This is a genomic window from Borrelia tillae, from assembly GCF_055693965.1.
The window spans coordinates 602508-627236 of sequence record NZ_CM146346.1 but is presented as its reverse complement, the minus strand read 5'-3'; the positions used below and the strand labels follow the sequence as shown (position 1 = coordinate 627236).

The 24729-nt window shown below is 28.2% G+C and carries 16 protein-coding genes and 2 pseudogenes; 9 read left to right on the top strand and 9 right to left on the bottom strand.

Annotation, left to right across the window (positions count from 1 at the left end; genetic code table 11):
• The first annotated feature begins 122 nt into the window (after nt 1-122).
• On the top strand, nt 123-1046 hold the full coding sequence (gene murB / locus ACWUD1_RS03075; protein ID WP_472756376.1) for a UDP-N-acetylmuramate dehydrogenase: 924 nt from the start codon (nt 123-125) through the stop codon (nt 1044-1046).
• A gap of 41 nt (nt 1047-1087) precedes the next feature.
• Here the strand turns inward: murB and ACWUD1_RS03070 are convergent, their stop codons facing one another.
• A complete protein-coding gene (locus tag ACWUD1_RS03070; RefSeq protein WP_472756375.1) occupies nt 1088-2062 on the bottom strand; it encodes a methyl-accepting chemotaxis protein in 975 nt (324 codons plus the stop codon).
• On the bottom strand, nt 2059-3288 hold the full coding sequence (locus tag ACWUD1_RS03065) for a hypothetical protein (protein WP_472756374.1): 1230 nt from the start codon (nt 3286-3288) through the stop codon (nt 2059-2061). Before ACWUD1_RS03065 ends, ACWUD1_RS03070 begins: the two co-directional genes overlap by 4 nt.
• Before the next feature lie 198 nt (nt 3289-3486).
• Here ACWUD1_RS03065 and ACWUD1_RS03060 point away from each other — a divergent pair, with 198 nt between their 5' ends.
• From ACWUD1_RS03060 to argS, 3 genes are read left to right on the top strand one after another with little or no spacing between them, the layout of a single operon-like run.
• Entirely contained in the window at nt 3487-5700 is a 2214-nt protein-coding gene (locus ACWUD1_RS03060) for a methyl-accepting chemotaxis protein (protein WP_472756373.1), read from the top strand.
• Nucleotides 5701-5714: 14 nt separating this feature from the next.
• Complete coding sequence (locus tag ACWUD1_RS03055; RefSeq protein WP_472756372.1) at nt 5715-6314, top strand: hypothetical protein; 600 nt, start codon at nt 5715-5717, stop codon at nt 6312-6314.
• On the top strand, nt 6304-8067 hold the full coding sequence (argS, locus tag ACWUD1_RS03050) for an arginine--tRNA ligase (RefSeq protein WP_472756371.1): 1764 nt from the start codon (nt 6304-6306) through the stop codon (nt 8065-8067). Before ACWUD1_RS03055 ends, argS begins: the two co-directional genes overlap by 11 nt.
• A 59-nt stretch (nt 8068-8126) precedes the next feature.
• On the opposite strand, the gene ACWUD1_RS03045 is transcribed toward argS, so the two are convergent.
• Both ACWUD1_RS03045 and ACWUD1_RS03040 read right to left on the bottom strand, forming a co-directional pair.
• Complete coding sequence (locus tag ACWUD1_RS03045) at nt 8127-10058, bottom strand: AMP-binding protein (RefSeq protein WP_472756370.1); 1932 nt, start codon at nt 10056-10058, stop codon at nt 8127-8129.
• Between the two features lie 13 nt (nt 10059-10071).
• Nucleotides 10072-10776: a CPBP family intramembrane glutamic endopeptidase gene (locus tag ACWUD1_RS03040; RefSeq protein WP_472756369.1), complete on the bottom strand. Its 705-nt coding sequence runs from the start codon at nt 10774-10776 to the stop codon at nt 10072-10074.
• 117 nt (nt 10777-10893) lie between these two features.
• On the opposite strand from ACWUD1_RS03040, the gene ACWUD1_RS03035 reads away from it, so the two are divergent.
• Nucleotides 10894-12168 carry a ComEC/Rec2 family competence protein gene (locus tag ACWUD1_RS03035; protein ID WP_472756368.1) on the top strand — a complete coding sequence of 425 codons (1275 nt, stop codon included), beginning with the start codon at nt 10894-10896 and terminating at the stop codon, nt 12166-12168.
• A gap of 18 nt (nt 12169-12186) precedes the next feature.
• A complete protein-coding gene (gene rsmA, locus ACWUD1_RS03030; RefSeq protein ID WP_472756367.1) occupies nt 12187-13044 on the top strand; it encodes a 16S rRNA (adenine(1518)-N(6)/adenine(1519)-N(6))-dimethyltransferase RsmA in 858 nt (285 codons plus the stop codon).
• On the opposite strand, the gene pta is transcribed toward rsmA, so the two are convergent.
• Nucleotides 13015-14064, bottom strand: a complete 1050-nt coding sequence (gene pta, locus ACWUD1_RS03025) for a phosphate acetyltransferase (RefSeq protein WP_472756366.1) — start codon at nt 14062-14064, stop codon at nt 13015-13017. The two genes, rsmA and pta, sit on opposite strands and share 30 nt — an antisense overlap.
• Before the next feature lie 119 nt (nt 14065-14183).
• Here pta and metG point away from each other — a divergent pair, with 119 nt between their 5' ends.
• A complete protein-coding gene (gene metG / locus ACWUD1_RS03020) occupies nt 14184-16376 on the top strand; it encodes a methionine--tRNA ligase (protein ID WP_472756921.1) in 2193 nt (730 codons plus the stop codon).
• Between the two features lie 39 nt (nt 16377-16415).
• Nucleotides 16416-17501: a lipid II:glycine glycyltransferase FemX gene (locus tag ACWUD1_RS03015; protein ID WP_472756365.1), complete on the top strand. Its 1086-nt coding sequence runs from the start codon at nt 16416-16418 to the stop codon at nt 17499-17501.
• On the opposite strand, the pseudogene murD reads toward ACWUD1_RS03015, so the two are convergent.
• From murD to ACWUD1_RS03000, 3 genes and pseudogenes are all read right to left on the bottom strand, one after another.
• Nucleotides 17473-18788, bottom strand: a pseudogene (gene murD / locus ACWUD1_RS03010) (UDP-N-acetylmuramoyl-L-alanine--D-glutamate ligase). The gene ACWUD1_RS03015 and the pseudogene murD overlap by 29 nt on opposite strands.
• A gap of 63 nt (nt 18789-18851) precedes the next feature.
• Complete coding sequence (locus ACWUD1_RS03005) at nt 18852-20195, bottom strand: MATE family efflux transporter (protein ID WP_472756364.1); 1344 nt, start codon at nt 20193-20195, stop codon at nt 18852-18854.
• Nucleotides 20196-20373: 178 nt separating this feature from the next.
• Nucleotides 20374-21723 carry an MATE family efflux transporter gene (locus ACWUD1_RS03000; protein ID WP_472756363.1) on the bottom strand — a complete coding sequence of 450 codons (1350 nt, stop codon included), beginning with the start codon at nt 21721-21723 and terminating at the stop codon, nt 20374-20376.
• A gap of 119 nt (nt 21724-21842) precedes the next feature.
• Here ACWUD1_RS03000 and ACWUD1_RS02995 point away from each other — a divergent pair, with 119 nt between their 5' ends.
• Nucleotides 21843-22643, top strand: coding sequence for a M15 family metallopeptidase (locus ACWUD1_RS02995; RefSeq protein ID WP_472756362.1), 801 nt, complete (start codon nt 21843-21845; stop codon nt 22641-22643).
• A gap of 22 nt (nt 22644-22665) precedes the next feature.
• Here the strand turns inward: ACWUD1_RS02995 and recG are convergent.
• Nucleotides 22666-24722, bottom strand: a pseudogene (gene recG / locus ACWUD1_RS02990) (ATP-dependent DNA helicase RecG).
• Between the last annotated feature and the right edge of the window lie 7 nt (nt 24723-24729).

The window sequence follows — 24729 nt, the reverse complement described above, 5'->3', positions numbered from 1 at the left end:
ACATAACTTACTATACAAGTTTAGTATATTTAAAAAAATTTGACAAATTGAGCACAACTAAATCCAAATAAATTTTAATCCAAATTTGAAAAAAATAATAATCCAATATAAAATTAAGAAACATGTTTAACAATATAAATAATTTCCTTAAACAAATTAGTATTAAACCCACAACAGAAAATCTTGCAAATCATACAACTTATAGAATAGGGGGATTTTGTAAATTATTTTTAGCCCCTAAAACAATAAAAGACACAGAACACATATTCAGCATGGCAATAAAAGAAAAAGTCAAAATATTTGTTCTAGGGGGGGGCTCCAATCTACTAATCAACGATGAAAAAGATATTAATTTCCCTATAATATACACTGGCTACTTAAATAAAATTGAACTCAAAGATAATCAAATTACTGCTGAATGCGGAACTAATTTTGACGATCTATGTAATTTTGCATTACAAAATGAACTAAGCGGATTAGAATTCATATATGGGATCCCGGGAACACTTGGGGGGGCAATCTGGATGAATGCCAGATGTTTTGGAAACGAAATTTCTGAAATATTAGATCAGATTGTTTTTGTAGACGAAAATGGAAAAACCATTTGCAAAAAATTTAAAAAAAATGAATTTGCATATAAAGTTTCACCATTTCAAAATAAAAACACGGTAATATTAAAAGCAACCTTAAACCTGAAAAAGGGAAATAAAAAATATATTGAAGAGAACATGCAAAAAAATAAACAAAATAGAAAAGAAAAAGGACATTACCTCTTTCCAAGTAGTGGCAGTATTTTTAAAAATAATAAAAACTTTTTCAAGCCTACTGGAAAAATAATTGAAGAATGTAACTTAAAAGGACTACAAATTGGGGGGGCAAAAGTATCCCATTACCACGGTAATTTTATTATAAATGATAATAACGCCACTGCAAAAGATGTCAAAACTTTAATAGAAAAAGTAAAAACTGAAGTTCAAGTAAAAACAGGTTTTTTACTTGAAGAAGAAGTGCTCTATATCGGGTTTCACGATAAAAATTCACAATAAAAATTTTATAAATAAATTTATTATTGAATGATTTATTGTATTTACATATCACGCAATTCATTATTAATGTTATCAACAATACCCTTCATCTTAGAAACACTTTCTTTATATCCATCAATTAAAGATATATATTCACGCAAAGACTCTAATGCATCTAAACTCATCTTAGAAATCTTAAATTCATTTAAATCATTATTTAAATTATTAAACTTCCCACTTATAACAAAATAACTGTTAAATATTTCCTTACACATATTCTTAGTATCTTTAATTTTAATATCATGAGATAAATATTTATCCTTAAATTCTTCAATCTCTTTTACATGCTTAGCAAGAGTAGCAATAATTCTTTCGTGTTGTACAGAATTATTATCAATATTATCTTGGATATCAATAAAATCCTTATAAATAGCATCAATCTCTGAACTTATACCTGAAATGATACTATTCACTATCTTAAGCTCATCCTTAATAGTTGATGAATATTTTCCGGAATTAATGGCCAGTTTTCTAATCTCTTCTGCAACAACCGCAAAACTTTTGCCGGCATCTCCAGCCTTGGCCGCTTCAATGGCTGCATTCATTGCAAGCATATTAGTCTGAGCTGATATTAATACCAATAGCTTATTTGCACTCTGAAGGTTATTAGTTTGAGACAAAAGTTCAGAAAAATTCTTGTTAACACTCTCAAAAACAGAATTCAATTCAAAAACCTTACTCTTGATATTATCAACACTTGCAGAACTTGATGTAACAACTTTATTAAAAAGTTCCAAATTCTTATCTATTCCATAAAAAGAATTGGCATTCTCTTCAAATTTAGTAGCAATATCCAATATGTTTTTATTATGCTCACTAATGGGGTTGGATATCGACTCAAAATCCTTTAAAATATTCACAACTTCTCTCTCAAACTTAGAAAAAACATCTCCTATTCTATCGTAAGTAGCAAGACTAGTATGCACCTTATTTACACTTTCATCAGGTATGCTTACCTCATTCAGACACTGTCTCATGTCTTGCAAATAAATCTTAATGTTATCTCCAATGCTAGCAATTTTTGCAAAAAATTTATCAAATTCAGCACTAATATAAGCAAAAATAAAAGATTATACCGAATTTCTAAATCAGGATTGTCAAGATTTAAAATATCCTCTCTTATTTTTTTATATTTAAGCAAAGTCTTAAAATCTCCAATAAAAGGCAAAACAAGCTTATTGCAAAAATAAAACATAATTAGATAAGCAAAAAATATAAATCCTAAGAAAAAAATTGCATTTGACTGAAACCTAAAAGGAAGATGCCTCATATTTAACATAATGCCTTGAATGCCATCTCCATCAACTCTTGCAGTGCTTAAAACATAAGAAAAAGTTTTGTGCTTTAAAACATCTCTAGAAATATTAGGCTGTTCCTTGACAAGATCTATAACCTTGCTTAGTATACTGCTTTTATAGTTTTCTGAAAAATCATTAATATTCAGGTCATCAAGTTTTAATAATAAAGGATTAAACTCCCTATCAACCACAAAAAATTCATAATTTGCATTGATAAGCTTAAGATAAGAATTGAATTGGCTCTCAATATCAAAAAATAAATTATCAAAATAAACAAAAAAACAGATCACGCCTAAAACATCAGAATTATTATTCATAACCGGCATGCTTACAACCGAATAAAGTTTATTCCTTATTCTCTTATAACTTGAATAATATGTCACTCGATTCTTTGCGGGAATTAAATAAATTGGATCTTGAGTAATATCATTTATACCCAAGAATGAAAAGTTTTTATTTGAAATTAAAATATTTTGACCAAAAGGAACATAAAAAATACCTTCCAAAGAATTCGCCTCAAGAGAGATATGACCTAAAACTTTGCTTATCTCCTTAAATCCACCGGAACTTAAAAACAGAGCAATACTTGTGTCCAAATCCATAACACGCAAATCAACACTTTTAATAAAACTATTTGCAACATTATGAAAAACACTTAATACCTTGTTATCCTTAATGAGATCTTTTAAAACCCCAACAGCATTATCATATTTATTTTTTATCTGAAACGCCACATTATTTGATAACAGTTTAAAATCAGATTCAACACGCTCCAAATATCTATTTTTATAGTTTAAATAAGCTTGACCTAAAAACAATAAACCAAAACAAACAAAAATAAAAAATATGAAACAGATAAGAAAACTCATATTTTTTAATTTAACATTGACTAAATTCTCACCCATAAAAAAATTTCTCCAATAAATCAAACCTATAAAAATAAAATTTCAAGCTATTTTAAAGCATATAGCACCCTCTAAGTGCCACATAAATAATCAATATAATAATATATTTTATTATTCTATATATGTAGTATTATATAATAAAACGTATATAATACTAGTTAGTTATAATATTTTGTAGAAAGTTTTGTGAGGCCGTAAATGAAAAAAAATCATTCCAGTTCCACTCTTTTTTATAAATTTAATATTGTTATTGTAATTTATACAATTATTATTGCTACAATCATTTTCCTACTGTTAGATCATGGGTATAAAAAAATAATAACAAAAGAACTTCAAAGTTTCACAAAATTCGTCAACAATATCATGATAAGAAGTTTCTCTAGAGACACAAGAAATATGTTAATCGCCATTGATAAATTTGTTAAAAATAGTCACCCGAATTTGAATACACAAAAAAATGCCCCCTTAACAAATATAATATCCACTGACCATTTAAGCTTATTCCCATCATACATCAAGCTAGTAGAATATACAGACAAAAACGGAAAAATATTATATTCAAACAATGAGAAAAGATTAAACTCTTACATAAATTTACAAGAAATGAAAGCTGACAATAATGCAGATGCTCATAATACACTTCTATTAAGCCAAGATTTAATAATGATAAATAATAAATCATATGTGCCTATTCTTTATAAGCTTCCCCAAACGGAGCCAAATGGTTTCAAAACTACAAATAATTCCCAAATTTCAAAACAAGATATGCTTAGCAAGCATAATGGATATGTCGTTTTATATGTAGATATATTAGAACAGATAAGGACACTAAGAAACAATATATTTCTGCTTTTAGAGAGATCTTTATTAGAAAGGCACAACAACCACAAAAGCTCCCATTACTTCCAAATATATGCGATCAACAATAAAGGAGATATTTTTGGTGAACAAGATGAAGAGACGCTTAAACCTATTAAATTATCCATTTCTGTATTGCTTGAAAATAATACAGAAATGACAAATTCATTATTAAATGCAATAAATCAGAGAAAAAGCAACTATAGCGCCAGTTTCAATAACAATATAATATCTATTATAAGACTTACATCTTCACCTTGGTATTTAGCAATAAGAATGAATTATAATCACATATTTTCACATGAACTACAAAATATCAAATTAATGTCAATATCAACAATAATATTACTCGTAATATTATTTATATTAATTATGATCATCACAATCAAAAAATTAATCATATCAAAAATAGAAAAACTTAATGATATTATTCCAAAAGTCAAAGAGGGCGACCTCACAATCAAAATTGCATCAAAAGGAAAAGACTCAATAAGTGCAACAATAAATCATTTCGGACATTTCATTGAAAATCTAAAAAATGTAATAAATTCACTACAAGGTAGAGTAAGATTGCTAAAAGAAAACGGTGACTTACTATTTAATGAAATAAATAAAGCTTATGATACAATAACAAATTCAAATAAATATATAGAAAAAACACAAGGTGAGATAGAAAAACAAGTTGAGTTCATTTCAAATACAACAAACACAATAGAAAACTTATCTAAAAATATTTCATCGCTTGACAACTCAATTGAAACCCAAGCTGCAAGTGTTGAAGAATCATCCTCAGCTATTGAAGAAATGATAGGAAGCATACAATCAGTTACAGAAATAACACAAAAAGCTGCAAAAAGCACAGAAGAACTTAAAGTATTTTCCGATGATGGTAGAAAAAAACAAGAAGAAGTTATTATGCGCATCAAAGATATTTATAAAAATTCAACAAGACTCCAAGAAGCTAATGCATTAATATCGTCCATAGCAAGCCAAACTAACTTGCTATCTATGAATGCCGCTATTGAAGCGTCTCATGCAGGGGAAGCTGGGAAAGGTTTTGCAATAGTAGCAGAAGAAATTAAAGACCTTGCAGAGCAAGTAACGTCACAATCTGAGTCAGTTGCAGCATCAATAAATGAAATAATGGATTCAATAAATCAAACAGTAAAAACATCCGAGCTTACAAATAAAGCTTTCAATCAGATATTTAATTCAATTAATCTTGTAGTTCAAGTGATAGAAGAAATCAATCACACCATGCAAGAACAATCAATTGGCAGTCAAGAAATTTTAAAAGCCTTGAATACAATGAGAGAAATAACATATGAGGTAAAAATAGGATCTAATGAAATGTTCAGAGGGAATAAAGAGATAATCAAAACGGTTTCCGTTCTAGAAGAAATTAATATCACGGTTTCAAATTCAATGAAAGGATTAAAAGAAGAAATTAAAAAACTAATAGAAGCAATTGAAAGCATCAGAACTTTTGGAACAACAAACTCAGATCATATCGCAGAAATCAAAACAGATACAAATCAATTCAAAACAAAATAGATAAAGGCAAAATTATGCAAAATAAAATATTTTACATCACAGATAAATACCTAAAAACTTCTTTAATGCTCTTTCCAATCTTTGCCTATACAAAAAATTTCTTAGAAGGCATCATAATATCAATTTGGATTTCAATCTGTATTTTACTCCCAGCAATAATTATTAAACAAATAGGTGGTAGACTTAGAAAGCAAATATTAGCAATTTATCTGCTAATAATAGGAATTATTGTAAGCTTAACTTACCTATTTATGTATTATGCAACTCCTATTCTTTATGAAAATTTAAGATTCTCAATCCCCATTTTAATAGTCATAATAATCTCATTTCACAAAAATGAACCTTTTAAAAACTTAAAAGACTCAGCAGAAATATTCCAATACTCTAAATTACCAATAATAATATTCATATCACTAAGCACAATAATTTCACTTTTTAGAGAAATATTAAATACTGGCAGCCTAAAATTTTTCAACATTAAATTATCAATCATTAAATATAGCAATAGCCTTCAAACACAAGCCTATAGTTCAAATGTTTTCCTAATAGCATCCTTAGCTTTCTTGTTAATTAACATATTAATAAATATCAAAAGGAAAAAAAATGATCAATAAAATAAAAAAAGATTTGAAGAACAAAATTAGCAAAACTATAAAAACAATGGCATTAAGAGAAAACATTAATATTTCAACAATAAATATTGTAATGCAAAAACCTCCAAAAAGTGAAATGGGGGATTTATCAATACCAATATTTGAATTTAGTAAAATCTTAAAACGCAATCCATCTATAATTATTGCAGAGCTTATCAAACAGATTGAAAATCAATATGAAATTGATTCAATGGGGCCTTACTTAAACATCAAATTCAACAGAAAAGAATACATTGAAGACACAATCAAAAAAGTCAATGAACAAAAGGACAAATATGGAACAAATAATACACTTCAAAACAAAAAAATAATAATAGAATTTTCATCACCAAATACAAACAAACCATTACATATAGGACATCTTAGAAATGACATTATAGGAGAAAGCTTATCAAGAATATTAAAAGCTTCTGGTGCAAAGGTAACAAAAATAAACCTGATCAATGATAGAGGAACACACATCTGCAAATCCATGCTCGCTTACAAAAAATTTGGTAATAATACGACTCCTGAACTCTCCTTCAAAAAAGGAGATCATCTTATAGGTGATTTCTATGTAAAATACAATGAATATGCTAAAGACAATGAAATAGCAGAATCTGAAATACAAGAATTGTTGTGTCAATGGGAAAAAGGCGATACAGACACTGTACAACTCTGGAAAAAATTAAACAAATGGGCAATTGAGGGCATTAAAGCAACTTATGAGCTTACAAACATCACATTCGATAAAATTTACCTTGAAAGCGAAATATTTAAGCTTGGGCGAGAAATTATACTTAAAGGATTAGAAGAAGGTTTATGCTATAAAAGAAAAGATGGTGCAATATGCATTGACATACCTACAGAAGAAAATGAAATCACTAATCAAAAGTTTAAACAAAAAGTACTCTTAAGAGCCAATGGTACATCTATTTATTTAACTCAAGATTTAGGAAATATAGTAACTAGAAAAAATGAATTTAATTTTGACGAAATGATCTATGTAGTTGGAAGTGAACAAGTTTATCATTTTAAAACTTTATTTTATGTTGCAAATAAATTGGGTATCACAAAAGAGAACAATCTCAGACACTTATCATATGGCATGGTAAACCTGCCTGAAGGTAAAATGAAATCAAGAGAAGGCAATGTAATTGATGCTGACAATCTAATTCATGACCTAAAAAACCTGATTATACTAGAGCTAAAGGATAGAAATTTCCACAAACAAAATCATCAACAAATTGCATTAAATATATCATTAGGGGCTCTTCATTATTATTTACTCAAAACGACAATACACAAGGATATACTCTTCAACAAAGAAGAAAGTCTATCATTCACTGGGAATTCGGGTCCATATATTCAATATGTAGGAGCAAGAATTAATAGTATTCTTGAAAAGTATGATGAACTAAATTTATCTTATAAAAAATCTAACAACAATATTGATTTTGCTCTTTTATCAAATGAAAAAGAATGGGAAATAATCAAGATTATATCTGAATTTGAAGAACATATAATTAAAGCTTCAAAGGATCTTAATCCTTCCGTTATAGTTAATTATTCTTACTTACTTGCAAAAAGTTTCAGTACATACTATCAAGACACAAAAATAATAGATCAAGATCTTGAACTTACGCATGCAAGAATAATCTTATCAAAGACAGTTTTACAAACAATAAAAAATTGTATGAATTTACTTAACATTCCCTACATGCAAAAGATGTAGTTGTCAAAACTCAAGTGTCAAATCCACAATTAAATTTATACCATCTTATTCTACACACATTATAATAACTCGCAATCATCTTTACTAAAGATTGACATTATTTTTTTATGATACTTCTCAAATATATAATATCTCTTAAGCTTAAGAGTATTAGTAAGCTCCTCGCCAATAACAAAGGCATCTCGTAATAAAACGAATCCAGCAATTTTTTCAAAGCTCTTAAATCCAGACTTAGAATTCACTATATCTGAAACACATTTAGAATAAAGTTTGTTAACAGACTCATTGGATATTAAATCATCATAAGAAGAAAACACTACCTCATTAGAGGTAGCCCACTTCTCAAGAATTTCAAAATTAGGCACAATCACAGCGCCCAAAAATTTTTGATCTTGCCCTACAACCACAACATTCTCAATAAACAAAGATTTAGATAAAGCTCTTTCAATAGGTTCAGGTTCAATATTTTCTCCACCTCTTAATACAATTGTATCTTTAGTTCTTCCAACAATTGAAATTTCATTATTAATTGTTGCACAAACTAAATCACCTGTCTTAAACCAACCATCTCGTGTCAAAACTTCTTTTGTTGTAGCTTCATCTTTAAAATAACCACTCATAACCTGAGGAGACCTTACCCAAAGTTCACCTTTCTCACCAGGAAGCAAAGAATTGCCATTGCCATCAACTACTCTATACTCAACATCTGGCAATAAAGGGCCAACGGTATTTGCAACAGGTGTCTTAAGACGTCTTACACTCAAAACGGGTCCCGTTTCTGTCAGACCATAACCTTCAAGCACTAAAATACCCACAGTTTTGAAGAAATAATCAACATAATCTATCAAAGCCCCACCGCCAGAAATACCAAATTCAAATCTTCTTCCAAATGCCTTCTTAATTTTTCTAAAAATTAAAATATGACCTAAAAATTTAAGAGGTGAAATTAAAATTAATCCAGTAAGAAAAATAATTTTCTTTAAAAATGAAACTAAAAAATTTGACTTCTTATAAACAGGAACAAGTCCTAAAATTTTTTCATTAAGCTTTACATAAATCATTCCCACCTTTAAGAAAAAATTAAATAAAACTCTCTTAAAAAATGATTCTGATACTTTTTTAATAATACCGCTCCTGATACCCTCCCAAATTCTTGGAACAGAAATAATTGCAGTAGGATTTAAAGCTGCAAAATCTTTAAGTAAAATAGGTCCTATAGGTTTTGAATAAGCAATTGCTATGCCACTAAGGATAACTATATATTCACAGGTTCTCTCAAATGAATGCCAAAGAGGAAGAATAGAGATCATTATTTTCCCCGGTTCAAGGGTAGGCAAATAATCATGGATCCTATCTAATTGAAAGATAAAAGACTCATGACGAAGTACAACTCCTTTAGGCAATCCTGTAGTCCCTGATGTATATATTATGGTAGCAATATCTTTTCCAGAAACCTTTTCAAGCTCAAGGTCAAACATCTTAGGATTATCTTTCAAATACTCATACCCCAAGCTTAGCAGTTTCTTATAAGAGATAATCGTAATATCTCCCAATTTATCTTCATAAAGTTTATTGTCATCAATAATAACAACATGTTTAATAAATTTAAGCTCATGTTTTTTAGAAAGGATTTTTTGAAGCTGTTTGGCATTCTCCACAAAAACAAAACTGGACTCAGAATGATTCATAATATAAGATAATTCATCTTCAGACGAATCATTACCTCTTGGAACATCAACACATCCTAAACTCATAACAGCAACATCAATAACAATCCATTCTCTTCTTGAATCAGAAATAAGAGCTACTCTTTCACCTTTTTTAATACCATAATGCAAAAGACCACATCCAATACTCTTAACTTCACTCCAAAAATCAGAGTATATCTGCTTTTTAAAATCCTTAGACTCATTTTCCCTATAAATAAAAATATCAAGCTCACCATAAAGTCCTACAACTTCCCTAAAACGCTTGGGTACGGTATCCAACATAAATCCTCCTTAATTAATTTAATAAAAAGAGCAAAACACTAACAAAAATATTATAAAAACCATGAACAAAAATTGCATAATATATATTTTTATATATTAAATATATATAAGATAAAATTCCCCCAAAAATTAATGTAACAAAAAAACCAATAAAACCATAATATAAATGTCCATAAGCAAAAATAATACTACTCAAAAGTGCTGCAACCAACGAAGCAATCCCCATTTGCTTAAGTTTGGTAATAATAAAAGCTCTATAAAATAATTCTTCAATGCCTCCTGTAAAAAGAGATGTAATAGCCATTAAATAAAGCGATGTTTTGCTACCTATATTCCATACAAAATCAATTTCATCTGACTTAGACCATAAATGTAATAATCCTGGGAAAAAATATGCAATACATAAAACTATACCTAATAGGCAAAAAATACAAATAAGCAACTTAACAAAAACCAAAAATGCTTGCCAAATAAATACGAACTTAAACTCGGGTATCAAAAACTCGTCCCTAAAATCATAAGAACTTGTTAACCTAGCAAAATGCACAACAAAAAAAATCAAAAAAGCGCTATATAACCAATAATAATAATGATTTTGAATTGAGTTCCAAAGATTAACATTAACATTATCAAAAGGCGAAATACAAGTAATTATAAAATAAGATAGTATAAGTTCTAAAAAAGCATATTTTAAAGGGTACTTATTTAACAATGTCATAATAAATTATAGATATATAAATAGAAGATTGTCAAACTTCATAATAATTAACGTTTTAAAATGAGCTGACATATTTTTGATATATTTAATATATACTTAACTTAAGAGAAAATTTCAGTGATTTTATTATTTATAATAAGCGCATCAACTTTATTAACAAAATATTACTTAAACTTAAATCCATTATATTTAAATTTAATCTTAATGTTAATTTTCTTAATAAAAAGAAATGCCCATTTATCTCTAACATTTATGATTAGTATAAGCTTGCTAATCATCTTTGAAATCAGCCTAAATTTTAAAAGACTTAATGATAATTTGTATCAAGTAGTCAATATCACATATCTTACAAAATACTTAAAGATTAAAATTGAAGCAATAGATGGACTTGGTCAAAAACATAAATTCATATTCAAAAATATTAAAAATAAATATTGTATTGGGGATATAATTAAAATTCAAAATAATAAAATACAACTTATCAAAAGACCTCTGTTAGTAAAAATCAGAGAAAAATATAATGAGGTAATAACTCGGTTTTTAAACTCAATCAGCATCAAATATTCTCATTTTTCAAAAGCAATTCTAACAAATAATAAATCGGATATAACAAAATATGAAAGTCTAATATTTCAAAAAGCAGGCATATCACATATCTTGGTGGTATCTGGTCTACATTTTTATCTAATTTATCTTATAATCTATTACTTACTTCTTATAGTCAAAAGTGAAAAACTTAAATATGCAATCTTAAGTATAATACTACTCAATTACCTAATATTAACAAACTTTTCTCCGGCTGCACTAAGAGCATTTATAATGATAGAAACATTTATGCTCTACAAATCAGTGTATGGAAAAATTAACCTGCTTAGCACATTGTCAATCAGTTTTATAATAAATGCCATAATATTACCACACACACTAAATTCAATAGGATTAAAGTTGTCTTATCTTGCAGTACTTGGGATATCAATTTCTCTTATCATTAATCAAAGATATAAGTTAAATAAGTTTATATCGCCAATTTTTACAACCCTCTTAATTCAAATCTCAATAGCTCCAATTCTTTATGTTAATGATTTAAATCTCCAACCAATATCAATACTATCAAATCTAATCATTACTCCTTTAATGCTAATGTTTCTCATAATAACAATATTGAGTTTAGGAGCCTATATCGTAAACACACACCTGTTTTTATTCTTTGATCTAATAAACACCTATATAGTCAAAACAATACAAGACACAGCTATTATCTTTAGCAAATTTCCAGCAATTCAAAATCATAACATAAGAATATTTTTAATCTTAAGCATACTAACGATAATTTATATGATTTATAAATTAGAACAAGAAAAAAGATGCCTCAACAGAATCATAAAATACTAAAAAAATCCTAAATACAATATGCTATTATCTTTAATATGTATGAACATAAATTATAACAGTATCAATAGTATCAAAAGTGTACTTGAAAACAAAAATATAGCTCCACGAAAAATATGGGGACAAAACTACTTAATTAATGAACATATAAGAACAAAAATCATAGATGCGCTTGAAATTAAAAACAATGATAAAATTTGGGAAATAGGACCAGGACTTGGGGCAATGACAATTATCTTACTTAAAAAAGCAAATTTTCTGACAGTTTTCGAAATTGATCCTAAGTACTCAGAAATTTTAAATGAAAAATTTGGTAAATTTAAAAATTTTAAGTTGGTAGAAGGTGATTTTTTAAAAACATACAAGCAAGAACAAAAAAACATTAACAAAATATTTTCAAATTTGCCTTATAACATTGCATCAAAAGTAATATCAATACTTATTGAAGATGAAATCTTAATTCACATGGTACTAACGGTACAAAAAGAACTGGCAGATAGAATGCTTGCAGAAAGGGGGAATAAAAATTATTCATCATTTACGGTACTAGTTCAATCACATTTTAATGTAATTAAAATAATGGATATTGATAAAAAGAATTTTTATCCAATTCCTAAAGTAAAATCAACGACACTTAAGCTCATTCCTTGCAAAAAGGCAATTAAAGATTTTACATTATTCAACAAATTGGTCAGAACAGTATTCACAAGTCGCAGAAAAAAAATTAAAAATACAATTGTTAATTTTATTCAAGATAAAAATATTCTTGAAGCAGACTTCTTAAAAAAATTCTTAAATAAAAGACCTGAAGAAATTTCTGTCAAAGAATTCATTGACATTTCCAATAAACTAACTACAGATCATCAAAGCACTTGCTAATACGATATCATCTACAGAACAACCTCTTGATAAATCACTAACAGGATTTTTAAGACCTTGCAAAAAAGGCCCATAGGCTTTAGCAGAAGCTAATCTCTCAACAAGTTTATATCCAATATTGCCAGACTCCAGACTAGGAAAAATCAGTACATTTGCATCACCTGCAACCAAGGAATTACTACATTTTTTATCTGCTACACTTTTGACTAAAGCCGCATCAACTTGCAATTCGCCATCAATAATTAAATCCGCGCATTTACCTTTCACAATCTCTAAGGCACCTCTTACCTTTTCAACTTCCACAGAATGAGCGGAGCCTTTTGTAGAAAAGCTTAAAAGAGCAACTTTTGGCTCAGCACTAAAAATATTCTTAAATGAATTGGCGCTCTGTATTGCAATTTCTGCAAGCTGCAAAGAATCTGGACTGATCACTACAGCGCAATCAGCAAACAATAAAATTCCATCATACCCAAAACACGACGTATTAAACTTATTTAAAACATTGCCGGTATCCATAATCATAAAAGAAGACACAAGTTTAGTATCATCAAGTTTAGGAAGTATTGTAAATACATTCTTTAAAACTTTAGCAGAAAGTGCTAAGGCACCACAAACACATGTTTTAACCTCGCCAAGTCTTACCATCATCATAGCAAAAACAATTTCATCTAAAAGCTCTGCCCTAGCTTTATTTAAAGTTAATTTACTATTATGTCGTAAACTATAATATTCATCTAAATACCAATTCAAATTTTTAAAAGATTTGGGGTCTATAACTCTTATCATCGCTAGAATATCATCTCTAGCTCCCACAAATTCTTTTAATATTCTAAAAACCTCATTTTCGCATCCAAGAAGCACTACAAGTCCTGCAAGTTTTTTCTTTAACAGGATAATAGTTGCCTGTAAAATCCTAACATCATTACTTTCAGGAAAAACTATACTAGCCTTATTGCCCCTCATCATCACAATTTTTTGCGCTTTACAATAAACATAATCTTTAAAATTAAAAGAAACCATAATACCTCATATATTACATAATTATCTTTAATAAAAGCATAAATTATTAATAAACAAAATGAATAAAATAACCTATTTTAGTATTAAAATATGAATATATTACATCAAAAAAGGAAAATATAAATCAAGTGAAAAAAAAGAATCTAATTACAGCTGCATTACCATATGTCAACAACATACCCCACCTTGGAAATCTAGTGCAAGTTTTATCAGCAGATGCTTTTACGAGATATTCAAGAATGATGAATATAAAAACACTCTACGTCTGTGGAACAGATGAATATGGTACAGCCACAGAAACTAAGGCTATAATTGAAAAAACGACCCCTGAAGAACTATGCGACAGATATTATGAAATACACAAATCAATATACGAATGGTTCAATATCAAATTTGATATTTTTGGACGTACAACTAATAAATCCCATAAAGACATCGTACAAGATTTGTTTTTAAAACTAGAAAAAAATGATTATATCATAGATAAAGAGAGTGAACAATTTTTTTGTCAACAAGATCAAATATTCTTAGCGGATAGATATGTAACAGGAGGATGTCCAAATTGTCAGTATGATGCAAAAGGAGATCAATGCGATCGCTGCTCTAAGTTACTATCTCCAACTGAATTAATAAATCCAAAATGTATAATCTGCAAAAATACACCCATCATAAGAACAACTAAACATCTCTACATTGACCTACCAAAAATACAAAATGAGCTTGAACATTGGATTTGCACAACTAAACAAAATAAAAATTGGAATATTAATGCCACTAGCATAACAAATGCTTTCTTAAGAGACGGTCTTAAAGAAAGAGCAATAACAAGAGATTTAAAATGGGGCATACCAGTACCCAAAAAGGAATATGCAAATAAAGTGTTTTATGTATGGTTTGATGCACCAATAGGATACATTTCAATTACAAAAGAAGTTCTAAAGGATTGGGAATCATGGTGGAAAAATAATGAAGAGACAGATTTAGTACAATTTATCGGAAAAGATAATATCTTATTTCACACCATCATATTTCCTGCCATCATGCTTGGCAGCAAGGAAAACTGGACAATGTTAAGCAAGATAGCTTCAAGTGAATATTTAAACTATGAAAATCTAAAATTTTCAAAATCTGCAGGGACTGGTATATTTGGAAACGATGTCATGACCACTGGCATACCTTCTGATGTCTGGCGGTTTTACATATATTATAATAGACCTGAAAAATCTGATTTTCAATTTATGTGGGACGATTTTATGGAAAGAGTCAATAGTGAACTTATTGGAAATTTTTCAAACCTTGTTAATCGAGTATTAACATTCTACAAAAAATTTTTTGGGAACAAAATAGATAAAATAGATATAAAAGAAGATTTTTGGAAAGAAATCAATATTAAATATGATAAAACCCTTAATTTTTTCAAAAAAATAGAACTCAAATCGGCTCTAAAAGAAATTCTTGATATTTCAAGAACAGGTAATAAAATATTTCAAGATAACGAACCATGGAAAATAAAAGACAAATACCCTAATGAGACAAAAACACTATTATTGAATCTAATATATTTAATAAGAGATCTCTCCATTTTAATTTCACCTTTCATTCCTCACACAAGTGCCAGAATAAGGAAATTTTTTGGAGAGAGTTACGAAATTTCTCATACATTATTAGGAACAAATTTAGGTCTAAATACAATTCTATTTACAGAAGTACTATTTGCCAAACTAGAAAAAAAATTAATTGATAGCTTAAAAACACAATATTCAGGGAGAAGAGATATGCAAGATCAAGCAGCAAATAATCCAATAAATTTATTTAGTGAACAAGTATGCTTAAAAGTTGTTAAAGTTAAGACAATAGAAAGAAATCCAGATGCAGAAAAACTATTTATTTTAAAACTTGATGACGGGGGTTCTTCTGACGAAAAACAAATCGTAAGTAGTCTAGCGGATCATTACAAAGAAGAAGAATTAATTGGAAAACACATAATCATAGTTGATAATTTGAAACCTGCTAAATTTAGAGGAATAAGATCTGAAGGGATGTTAATTGCAACTGAAGATAAGAATAAAAATTTTAAAGTAATAATTGTAGAAGATTTTAAAGATAATCCTACCCCTGGAGAACGAATAATACTTGATAGTGACAGTGGTAAGGAGTTAAAATCTCCACCAAAGATTAGCATAGATAAATTCTTTAAAACTCAAATTGTAGCAGAAGATGGGGAACTTAAAATAAACGGTATTAATCTAATACTAGAGAATTCTAAAGAAAAAATACTATCTAAAGAAATTCCCAATGGAAAGGTGTATTAAATCTCAACTCAAGAAAAATAAACAGATATAACAAATACGATGAACATTAAAATAATAAGCATAGAAAGTTTAAACGAAAGTTACCTTCAAAGTAAACTATGGACAATTGTCAAAAAAACTACAAGCAATCAAAGCCCATGGAAAGCTATAGCCTTAAGTAGTAGTCATTTCAATAAAATTCTTGTTATGCAAAGAAGAATATTTGGAAACTTTTATTTAAGTTATATTGCTCATCCAGAATTTTCAAATAAAACAATCGCAGAAATTAATATAGATGAAATTAATATCCAAATTAAAAAGTTTAGTGAACAAATAAGACAATATTTACATAAAAATACTATCTTTGTACGATATGACTTGATGTTTTATACCTCACGAAACTTAAGAGAAGATTATATTCCATTCAAACTTAAATTCAAAAATCTCAAAAAATCATTTGACAACATACAGCCATCAAACACAACCATCATAGATTTAAACGATCCATTAGAAATCATTAAAGCTAAGATGAAAAAGAAAACAAGATATAACATAAATCTCAGCAGCAAAAAAAACATTACAGTTATCATAGATGATGACCTTAAATATTTTGATGAATTTTATCAACTTTATCAAGAAACATCACAAAGAGACAAATTTGCTATTCACTCAAAAGACTACATACAAGGGTTAATACAAGCATTTAAAGAAGATAAGAATTCCAAAATAAAACTAATAATTGCACTACACAATGAACAATTAATATCTGGAATTATTGTTGGTATATATAAAGATAAAGCCACATATCTTTATGGTGCCTCAAGTACAGAGAACAGACACTTAATGCCCAATTACGCGGTTCAATTTAAAACCATACAAATGCTTAAAAGCTTTGAAATAAAAGAATATGATCTTTTAGGAATCCCTCCAATTGCTGATGTAAAACACCCTTTATTTGGTCTATTTCAATTTAAAACTGGATTTGGGGGAAGGCTTATACACAGAGCTGGGTGCTACGACTTCGTATACAAAAAATTTTTATATCAAATATATACATTTCTTGAGATAATAAGATACGTCTACTATAAGGTCATAAAAAAAGACTTTAGTAAATGCTCTAAATTAGAGTATTTACTAAAGTCTTAAATTTCAATCCTCTATCAAATTCATTTTTAAAAAGCTCAAACGAAGCACTAGCCGGAGAAAACAAAACTATATCACCTTGAACAGCAATCTCTCTAGCATAATAAACACAATCTTCTAAAGTTGTAAAAATAAAATAATTAACATCATTATCTTCTAAAAATCGAACAATCTTTAAAGTAGCACTTCCCTTAAGTAAAATCCAAGTTTTAACCATACTTAAAATCTCACCAAAAGCTGTAAAATCAAGCTCTTTATCAGTCCCACCAGTAATAAGATTAATTAATCCTTCTGAAAACTTTAAACTTTTAACAGACAAAACTGTAGAATCAGGTATTGTTGATGCCGTATCATTATAATATTCAACACCTCTCAATTCTCTTACAAATTCCAAACGATGTTCAATTCCATCAAAATCAGCCATAATACTAGATACAACACTTAAATCCATGCATAAATATTTTGCAATAAACATTGTAATCATCTTAGAAAGCAATAGCACAAATTTTGATTCATTAAGAGTACCGATAGCCTCGTTATTTAAATAAACTACCCCTCTTTTAAAATAAAAGATATCATTTCCAAAATTGAAAGGCATAGTTTCTGAAAATAGAATTACCTTGGAGCTAGATTTAAATCTAGAAAAGTAATTATAATAAGCTTGATCTTGAGAAATTAAGATCCCCATATTTTGATTTATAAAAATCTTTGCTTTATCTTCTATATAATTAGCAAAGCTTGAATAATAATTTTGATGATCATAATAAATATTTGTAATAATGCTAATAATAGGACTTAAACTTTTAAGATTATGCAATTGCCAAGAAGAAAGCTCTAACACAATAGGCGAAGTTCCATCAAGTTTATCCATAAAACTCAAAGGGGATATTCCAATATTACCACCAAGTTTAGAATTTGGATACCAAGCATGCAAAACCTTATACAAAAGAGATGCAAGAGTTGATTTTCCCTTAGTGCCTGTAATAGCAATTATGGGATTACGATTAAACATCAAAAATAAACTAATATCAGTTTCAACTCTTTTTGCAAGTTTTAAATATTTATTATTAGATCTTACACCAGGATTTTTAATAACAATATCTGCTCTTTTAAAATCATCTTCATCGTGGCGTCCTAAAACATATCGTACTTTATCTCTAAACTGCTCCAAATCCCTAATGCTTGAAGCTAATTCCAGTTCACTTTTTAAATCAGTAATGACTAAATTGCAACCATGTTTTAACAAAAACTTGGCAACAGCTAATCCCCCCCATTAACCCCTAAACCCATAATCAAAAGATTTTTATCCTTTATTTCATTTAAACACACAACACAAATATTATAACAAAATAATTAACCCGTTTTAATAGATTTAATCCACTTAATACTATAAAAATAAGGCAAAGAGATACTAAACTTAATTATATCTTCAAGAGTAGGGATAAAAACAATAAGTTCAAATGGAATGCGTGTATAGTTTGCTAAAAAATATGCAATAGGAATAGTATAAATTAAAGTCACAGAACCTTCCATAATAGCTCCAAAATTTGGTGATGCGCCTGCACGAAAAAACCCAAATAAGTATTGAAACGCAAGTGATGTAAAAAAAACTGAAATAGAATAATATCTTAACATAACACCCATGAGCTCTGAATATTCCAATTGATAAAAAATATAGGGAGCTATAAATGATAAAGCAAACATAAAAAAAGAAGTCAAAACAGCTAGAATCAACCCTATTCTGCTTAAATAGATCGCAACCGACATGATTTCTTTTTTATCATTATTCATCTCATGTCCCATAATAATATTAACAGCAAAACAAAAAGCATAAATTATATTAAATCCAATAAAATAAATAGAAAACGTTATACTATAAGCTGCATATTTCGCCGTATCAATTCTTGCAAAAATTGCACTTAAGACAAAGTATCCCAAATACCAAATAAAGTCATTTAAAAAAATTGGAACGAACACTTTAATTAATTCAGAAAATATTACAGGATTAATTTTTAAATTTGAAAACTTAAGATGAAAATGTGAATTTATATTAAAAACGGTATAAAGAAGATAAAAAATAAGTTCAATCAAACGAACCAACGTAGTTGCAATAGCAGCACCAACTACTCCCATATTAAACACAAAAATAAATAAATAGTTCAAAACTATATTAATAATAACTGAAATAACAGAAGTAACAATTTGAATTTTAGTTATTTTGACAACTTTAAGTGAATTAGCAATAATTCCCTTAACAACTGCAAATATAAAAGAGTAAACAGCAATGTTAAGATAAGATACTCCATAAAATATAGCAATTGGATCATCAGATAATAAACCAATAAAAAAATATGAATAAAATAGTGAGATCACTATAAATAAAAATGAAAATAATAAAAGGATTACAATACTAATAAAAAACGTATTTTTAAAATTATCGAATTTGCCTTGGACATATTGTCTTGTTGCCAATATATTATAAGCTCCCATTACTGCAAAGGCAATAGTATTAAAAAGTTCAAACAATTTATTTGCAAGAGATACGCCAACAACAGGATAATCACCAAGATAAGACACCATAATATTATCTGTAAATGCAACAATATTAAATAAAAATAACTCAATGGCCGTGGGAATGGCAATATTTAAAATATCACGACATACACTGCTTTTTTTGGATTTGCTTAATAAATACACAACCCCCTCCTAAACACAAAAACAGTAAGTCTTCAAATTGTCAAAAAATAGACGAATTTAACTTAAAAAATATACTATAGAAATGTAGCAGGAATCCTTTTATTAAATAAAACCAAAATGAATTTAAATTCATTTTGGTCATAAATATTCTAGGTACCAGCATAACACATTTTAAGGATTAAGTCAGTTCTTCATAATGAATTTCCTTTATCCAATTATCTTTAAAAAACTCTATTAAAATAAATATATTTTTAATAATCTCTTCAAGATTAACAATAAAAACTATTAATGGTAATCTAAAATTAGTAAAAAAAACTAAAAAATAAGCAATGGGTAATGTATAAAAAATAATCACTCCTATCTCAATACAAAAACAAATATTAGGAATTCCACTAGCCCTAAAAGTACCAATAAGTACCTGGGTTGTAAAACCCTTAAAAACAACAATACTTGCAAAAATAAGAATAAATGTACTTACAAGTTCAGGATAATCCAAATTATTAAAAATAATAGGAACAATTTTAGATACCAAACAAAGAATAAACGCCACAAAAAACCCTGAAAGAATTCCAATAAATGATAAAAATATTCCCAATTCTCTAACATGTTCCCTATCATTTGCCATTAAATGACCAATAATAACACCAGTTGCAACTCCCATTCCATGCATTATAACAAAGCATAAATCCAAAAGATTAGATGCCACTGCAAAAGATGCATACTCACTACTTCCAAGTCGAGCATAAAAAGCATGTAGAATAGTTATACTTAAAACCCAACAAATTTCATGTAACAAAACAGGAATTAAGATTTTCAAATAGGCTATTTTGATATTCTTTGAAACGACAAAATCTCTTATTTGAAGATAATAATAAGAATTTACATACCAAAAATTATAAAAAAAATAAAAAGCAAACTCAATAATTCTAGCAATCAAAGTAGCATAAGCTGCTCCACTTATTCCCATACCAAATCTAAAAATCAAAATGTAATTTAAAATAATATTAATTATTACAACACATGTGGTAATAATTAAGGGAATTTTAATATCTTTAATACTCTTAAACCCCATGGCGGATAAAAAAGAATAAGGCATAAAAATATAGGAAACAGCAACAATTCTTAAGTAATCTTTGCCAAAATTTAAAGACCCATCCTCTTTCACAAATAGTTTAATAATCTCCCTTGAAAAAATAAAAGATATGCAAAAGAAAATAATTCCAATAGTCATCCCAATCATCAAAGCATAAGCAAACACTTGCTTAACATGCATAAATTTTCTCTTAGAAAATGCTTGAGATACATAAGTACTAAGCGTACTGCCGAGTCCAAATATAACAATAAAGAAAAGAAAAGTTATTCGATTGGCAAGAGAAACTCCTGTTACTTGATAAGACCCCAGATAAGCAATCATATAGTTATCAAAAAATGTTACTAATTGAAATAAAAAAGATTCAAAAACCGTAGGAACGGCCAATATCAACAATTCTCGTAATACCAAACGATGATTATTAAACTGTTTCAGCATATCTTATTTAGTTTATCACTTTTACAAACAAAATTTAAAATTAACATTAATAAAGTATTAAAATCGCTTCTACAATAACTCTCATAATAAAAATAAGTTATAATATTAATTACGTTTTCATGAGATCAATACATATTTTTTCATTAATGTTATTAATCAATAACTTTGAGTTACGATCAAACACAATACCAAATCAAGATCTAAAAATCTTACTTCAAAGTATAAAGCTTTTAAATAAGTCTCACCAAAAACAAATAAAAGATAACCCAATTCAATTCATAAAAGAACTTCGACCATTACTTGAAGCAGAAAAAAATAATTTACTAATACATATAAACAAAAAAATCTCAATTCCTAAAAACTACAATCCAACTGATTTAGTTTATCTAAAAGATTTCAAAGAACTAAAGAACATTGAAAAGAAAAATTTAAGGCTAAGACAAATATTAATAGATGACTTAATTAGCCTTGTAAAAGCAGGAAAAGAAAATGGATTTCCAATAACAATAATATCAGCATACAGAACAAAAGAATATCAAAAATTTTTATTTGAATATAACGTCAAGACTTATGGTCTTAAGGCAGCAAAAATTCAATCAGCCATGCCTGATCATTCACAGCATCAACTAGGAACAACTATAGACTTTATCAGTCTAGATGATAATTTACTAGAAACAAAGATGGGCAAATGGCTTTATGAAAATTCATCAAAATACGGATTTTCATTATCATATCCAAAAAACTATGAGAAAGACACTGGTTATAAAGCAGAACCTTGGCATTATATGTATGTTGGAAAACAAGTATGCATATTACAAAAAAAATATTTTAATAATTTACAACATAAACTTCTCGAATTCTGGCATGAACACAAAAAAGAACTCTCAAAATTAATCCAAAAATATACAAAGAATATCTAAATATAAATAATTAATATTCCCTCTATTTTTCAACAGAACTTACATATGAGAGTAAAAGGTTGTCAAGTAATTCAATATCTGTTTTACAATAAGAAGACTTATTTAAAAAAAACATATTAAGTTCTTCCCTTATCAAACTCGCAACTTCTCTATCTTCAATAAAATCAGCTATCTTAAGTTTTAAATAACCAGTTTGTTCAAAGCCAAATAAATTACCAGGACCTCTTAAGTTCAAATCTTCTTCTGCTATTTTAAATCCATCAACATTTTCTTTTATAGTCTTAAGTCTAAATTTTCCCGCCTCTGTCAAAGGTTCTCTGTAAAGCAAAAATAAAAAAGATTTTAAGTTACTTCTGCCAACACGTCCCCTAATCTGATGCAAGGTAGAAAGCCCAAAACGTTCTGCATGCTCTATCACCATACAGGTTGCATTTGGACAATCAATACCAAGTTCAATTACACTCGTTGCAACCAAAATATTCACTTTTTTCAAGTAAAAATCATGCATAATTTCTTCTTTAACATAAGGTTCAAGTTTAGAATGAATCATTTCAACAACATACCCTTCAAAAACACTCTTAAGTTTTAGACACATGCTAGTAACATCTCTTAAATTAAACTTCTCTGAAGATGATATTAAAGGGTAAACAAAATATACCTGATGTCCTTTTGCAAGTTCAGTTCTTAAAAATTCATATACTTTATCTTCATTTCCATGTTTTGCTAAGTAAGTAGTAACAGGAATTCGACCTGCAGGCCCTCTTTTAATTAAAGATATCTCAAATCACCAAAAAGGGTTAAAGCTAAACTTCTAGGGATAGGGGTTGCTGACATTAAAAGCAAATCAACTCCTTCTTCTTTGTTTCTAAGTTCTTCTCTCTGTTCAACACCAAACTTATGTTGTTCATCAATAATGACATAAGCTAAGTTTTTAAATTTTATTCCCTTAGACAAAAGAGCATGTGTACCAATTACTAAACTGCAAGTCCCATTTTGGATTTGTTCTACAACACAATCCCTATCCCCTTTTTTCAGACTACCAGTTAAAAGAACCAGAGAAATACTAAAATCCTTTAATATACCCTTCAAATTATTATAATGTTGCCGTGCTAAAAGCTCAGTAGGTACCATCAATGCAACTTGATACCCAGCTTCAATTAAAGGAATGACAGATAAAAATGCAACAAGGCTTTTGCCACTACCAACATCTCCTTGCAATAACCTATTCATTGGTTTGCTACTTTCAAGATCACTAATTATTTCATCAATCACAATTTTTTGATCTTTTGTAAGCTTAAATGGAAGTTTTAAGACAACTTGCTCAAGTAAACTCCTTGGCAAATTTCTTCTCTCCCTTAAATAAACTACAGGATTTCTTCCTCTTGAAAAAAATTGAAGTAAAAAAATTTCCCTATAAATTAGGGTTTTTTTTGCTATATCAAGCATTTCAAGAGTACTTGGAAAATGAATCTCATTTAAAGCCTCATGAAAGGGCAATAATGAATATTTATCTATCAAAAATTGGGGCATATCTGATTGCCCAAACTTTAAAAAATAACCAAGCGCTACTTTGACATAAGACGATATCCTTTTAGAAGTCAATCCTTCACAAAGAGAATAAACTGGCATAATTTTGTTAAATTTCTCAGGGTTATAACTAAATACTTCACTATCAAAATTAGAACAACTCCACATCTGATTATAATCGTTATAATTGAATTTAGAATAAATATAAAATTTTTGACCTATCTTAAAAATTCCCTCTAAAAACCCTCTATTAAAAAGAAGAACTTCAAATATCTCATTATTTTCACTTTGAACTATAAGTCTCAAATTCTTCTTAGAATTATTTCCAAAATTTCTATGTTCCAATACAGTAAAAATTGTCATAAATTCACAATGTCTCACCTGCAGTGGATATGGAAAGGTTTTGATATTTTGACGATCTTCATATCTCTTAGGAAAATATTCTATAAGTTCCCTGATATTTGTGACATGCAAACTATTTAATTTAGCAACTCCCTTCTCACCAAGACCACGTATACTTTGTAAATCATGCAAAAATTCATGTAAAAACATGATAAAA

What these genes read in the sequence shown, in the direction of transcription:
- murB (WP_472756376.1), top strand. Translation starts at nt 123, where the DNA reads ATGTTTAACAATATAAATAATTTCCTTAAACAAATTAGTATTAAACCC.
- ACWUD1_RS03070 (WP_472756375.1), bottom strand. Translation starts at nt 2,062, where the DNA reads ATGAGACAGTGTCTGAATGAGGTAAGCATACCTGATGAAAGTGTAAAT.
- ACWUD1_RS03065 (WP_472756374.1), bottom strand. Translation starts at nt 3,288, where the DNA reads ATGGGTGAGAATTTAGTCAATGTTAAATTAAAAAATATGAGTTTTCTT.
- ACWUD1_RS03060 (WP_472756373.1), top strand. Translation starts at nt 3,487, where the DNA reads ATGAAAAAAAATCATTCCAGTTCCACTCTTTTTTATAAATTTAATATT.
- ACWUD1_RS03055 (WP_472756372.1), top strand. Translation starts at nt 5,715, where the DNA reads ATGCAAAATAAAATATTTTACATCACAGATAAATACCTAAAAACTTCT.
- argS (WP_472756371.1), top strand. Translation starts at nt 6,304, where the DNA reads ATGATCAATAAAATAAAAAAAGATTTGAAGAACAAAATTAGCAAAACT.
- ACWUD1_RS03045 (WP_472756370.1), bottom strand. Translation starts at nt 10,058, where the DNA reads ATGTTGGATACCGTACCCAAGCGTTTTAGGGAAGTTGTAGGACTTTAT.
- ACWUD1_RS03040 (WP_472756369.1), bottom strand. Translation starts at nt 10,776, where the DNA reads ATGACATTGTTAAATAAGTACCCTTTAAAATATGCTTTTTTAGAACTT.
- rsmA (WP_472756367.1), top strand. Translation starts at nt 12,187, where the DNA reads ATGCTATTATCTTTAATATGTATGAACATAAATTATAACAGTATCAAT.
- pta (WP_472756366.1), bottom strand. Translation starts at nt 14,064, where the DNA reads ATGGTTTCTTTTAATTTTAAAGATTATGTTTATTGTAAAGCGCAAAAA.
- ACWUD1_RS03015 (WP_472756365.1), top strand. Translation starts at nt 16,416, where the DNA reads ATGAACATTAAAATAATAAGCATAGAAAGTTTAAACGAAAGTTACCTT.
- ACWUD1_RS03000 (WP_472756363.1), bottom strand. Translation starts at nt 21,723, where the DNA reads ATGCTGAAACAGTTTAATAATCATCGTTTGGTATTACGAGAATTGTTG.
- ACWUD1_RS02995 (WP_472756362.1), top strand. Translation starts at nt 21,843, where the DNA reads ATGAGATCAATACATATTTTTTCATTAATGTTATTAATCAATAACTTT.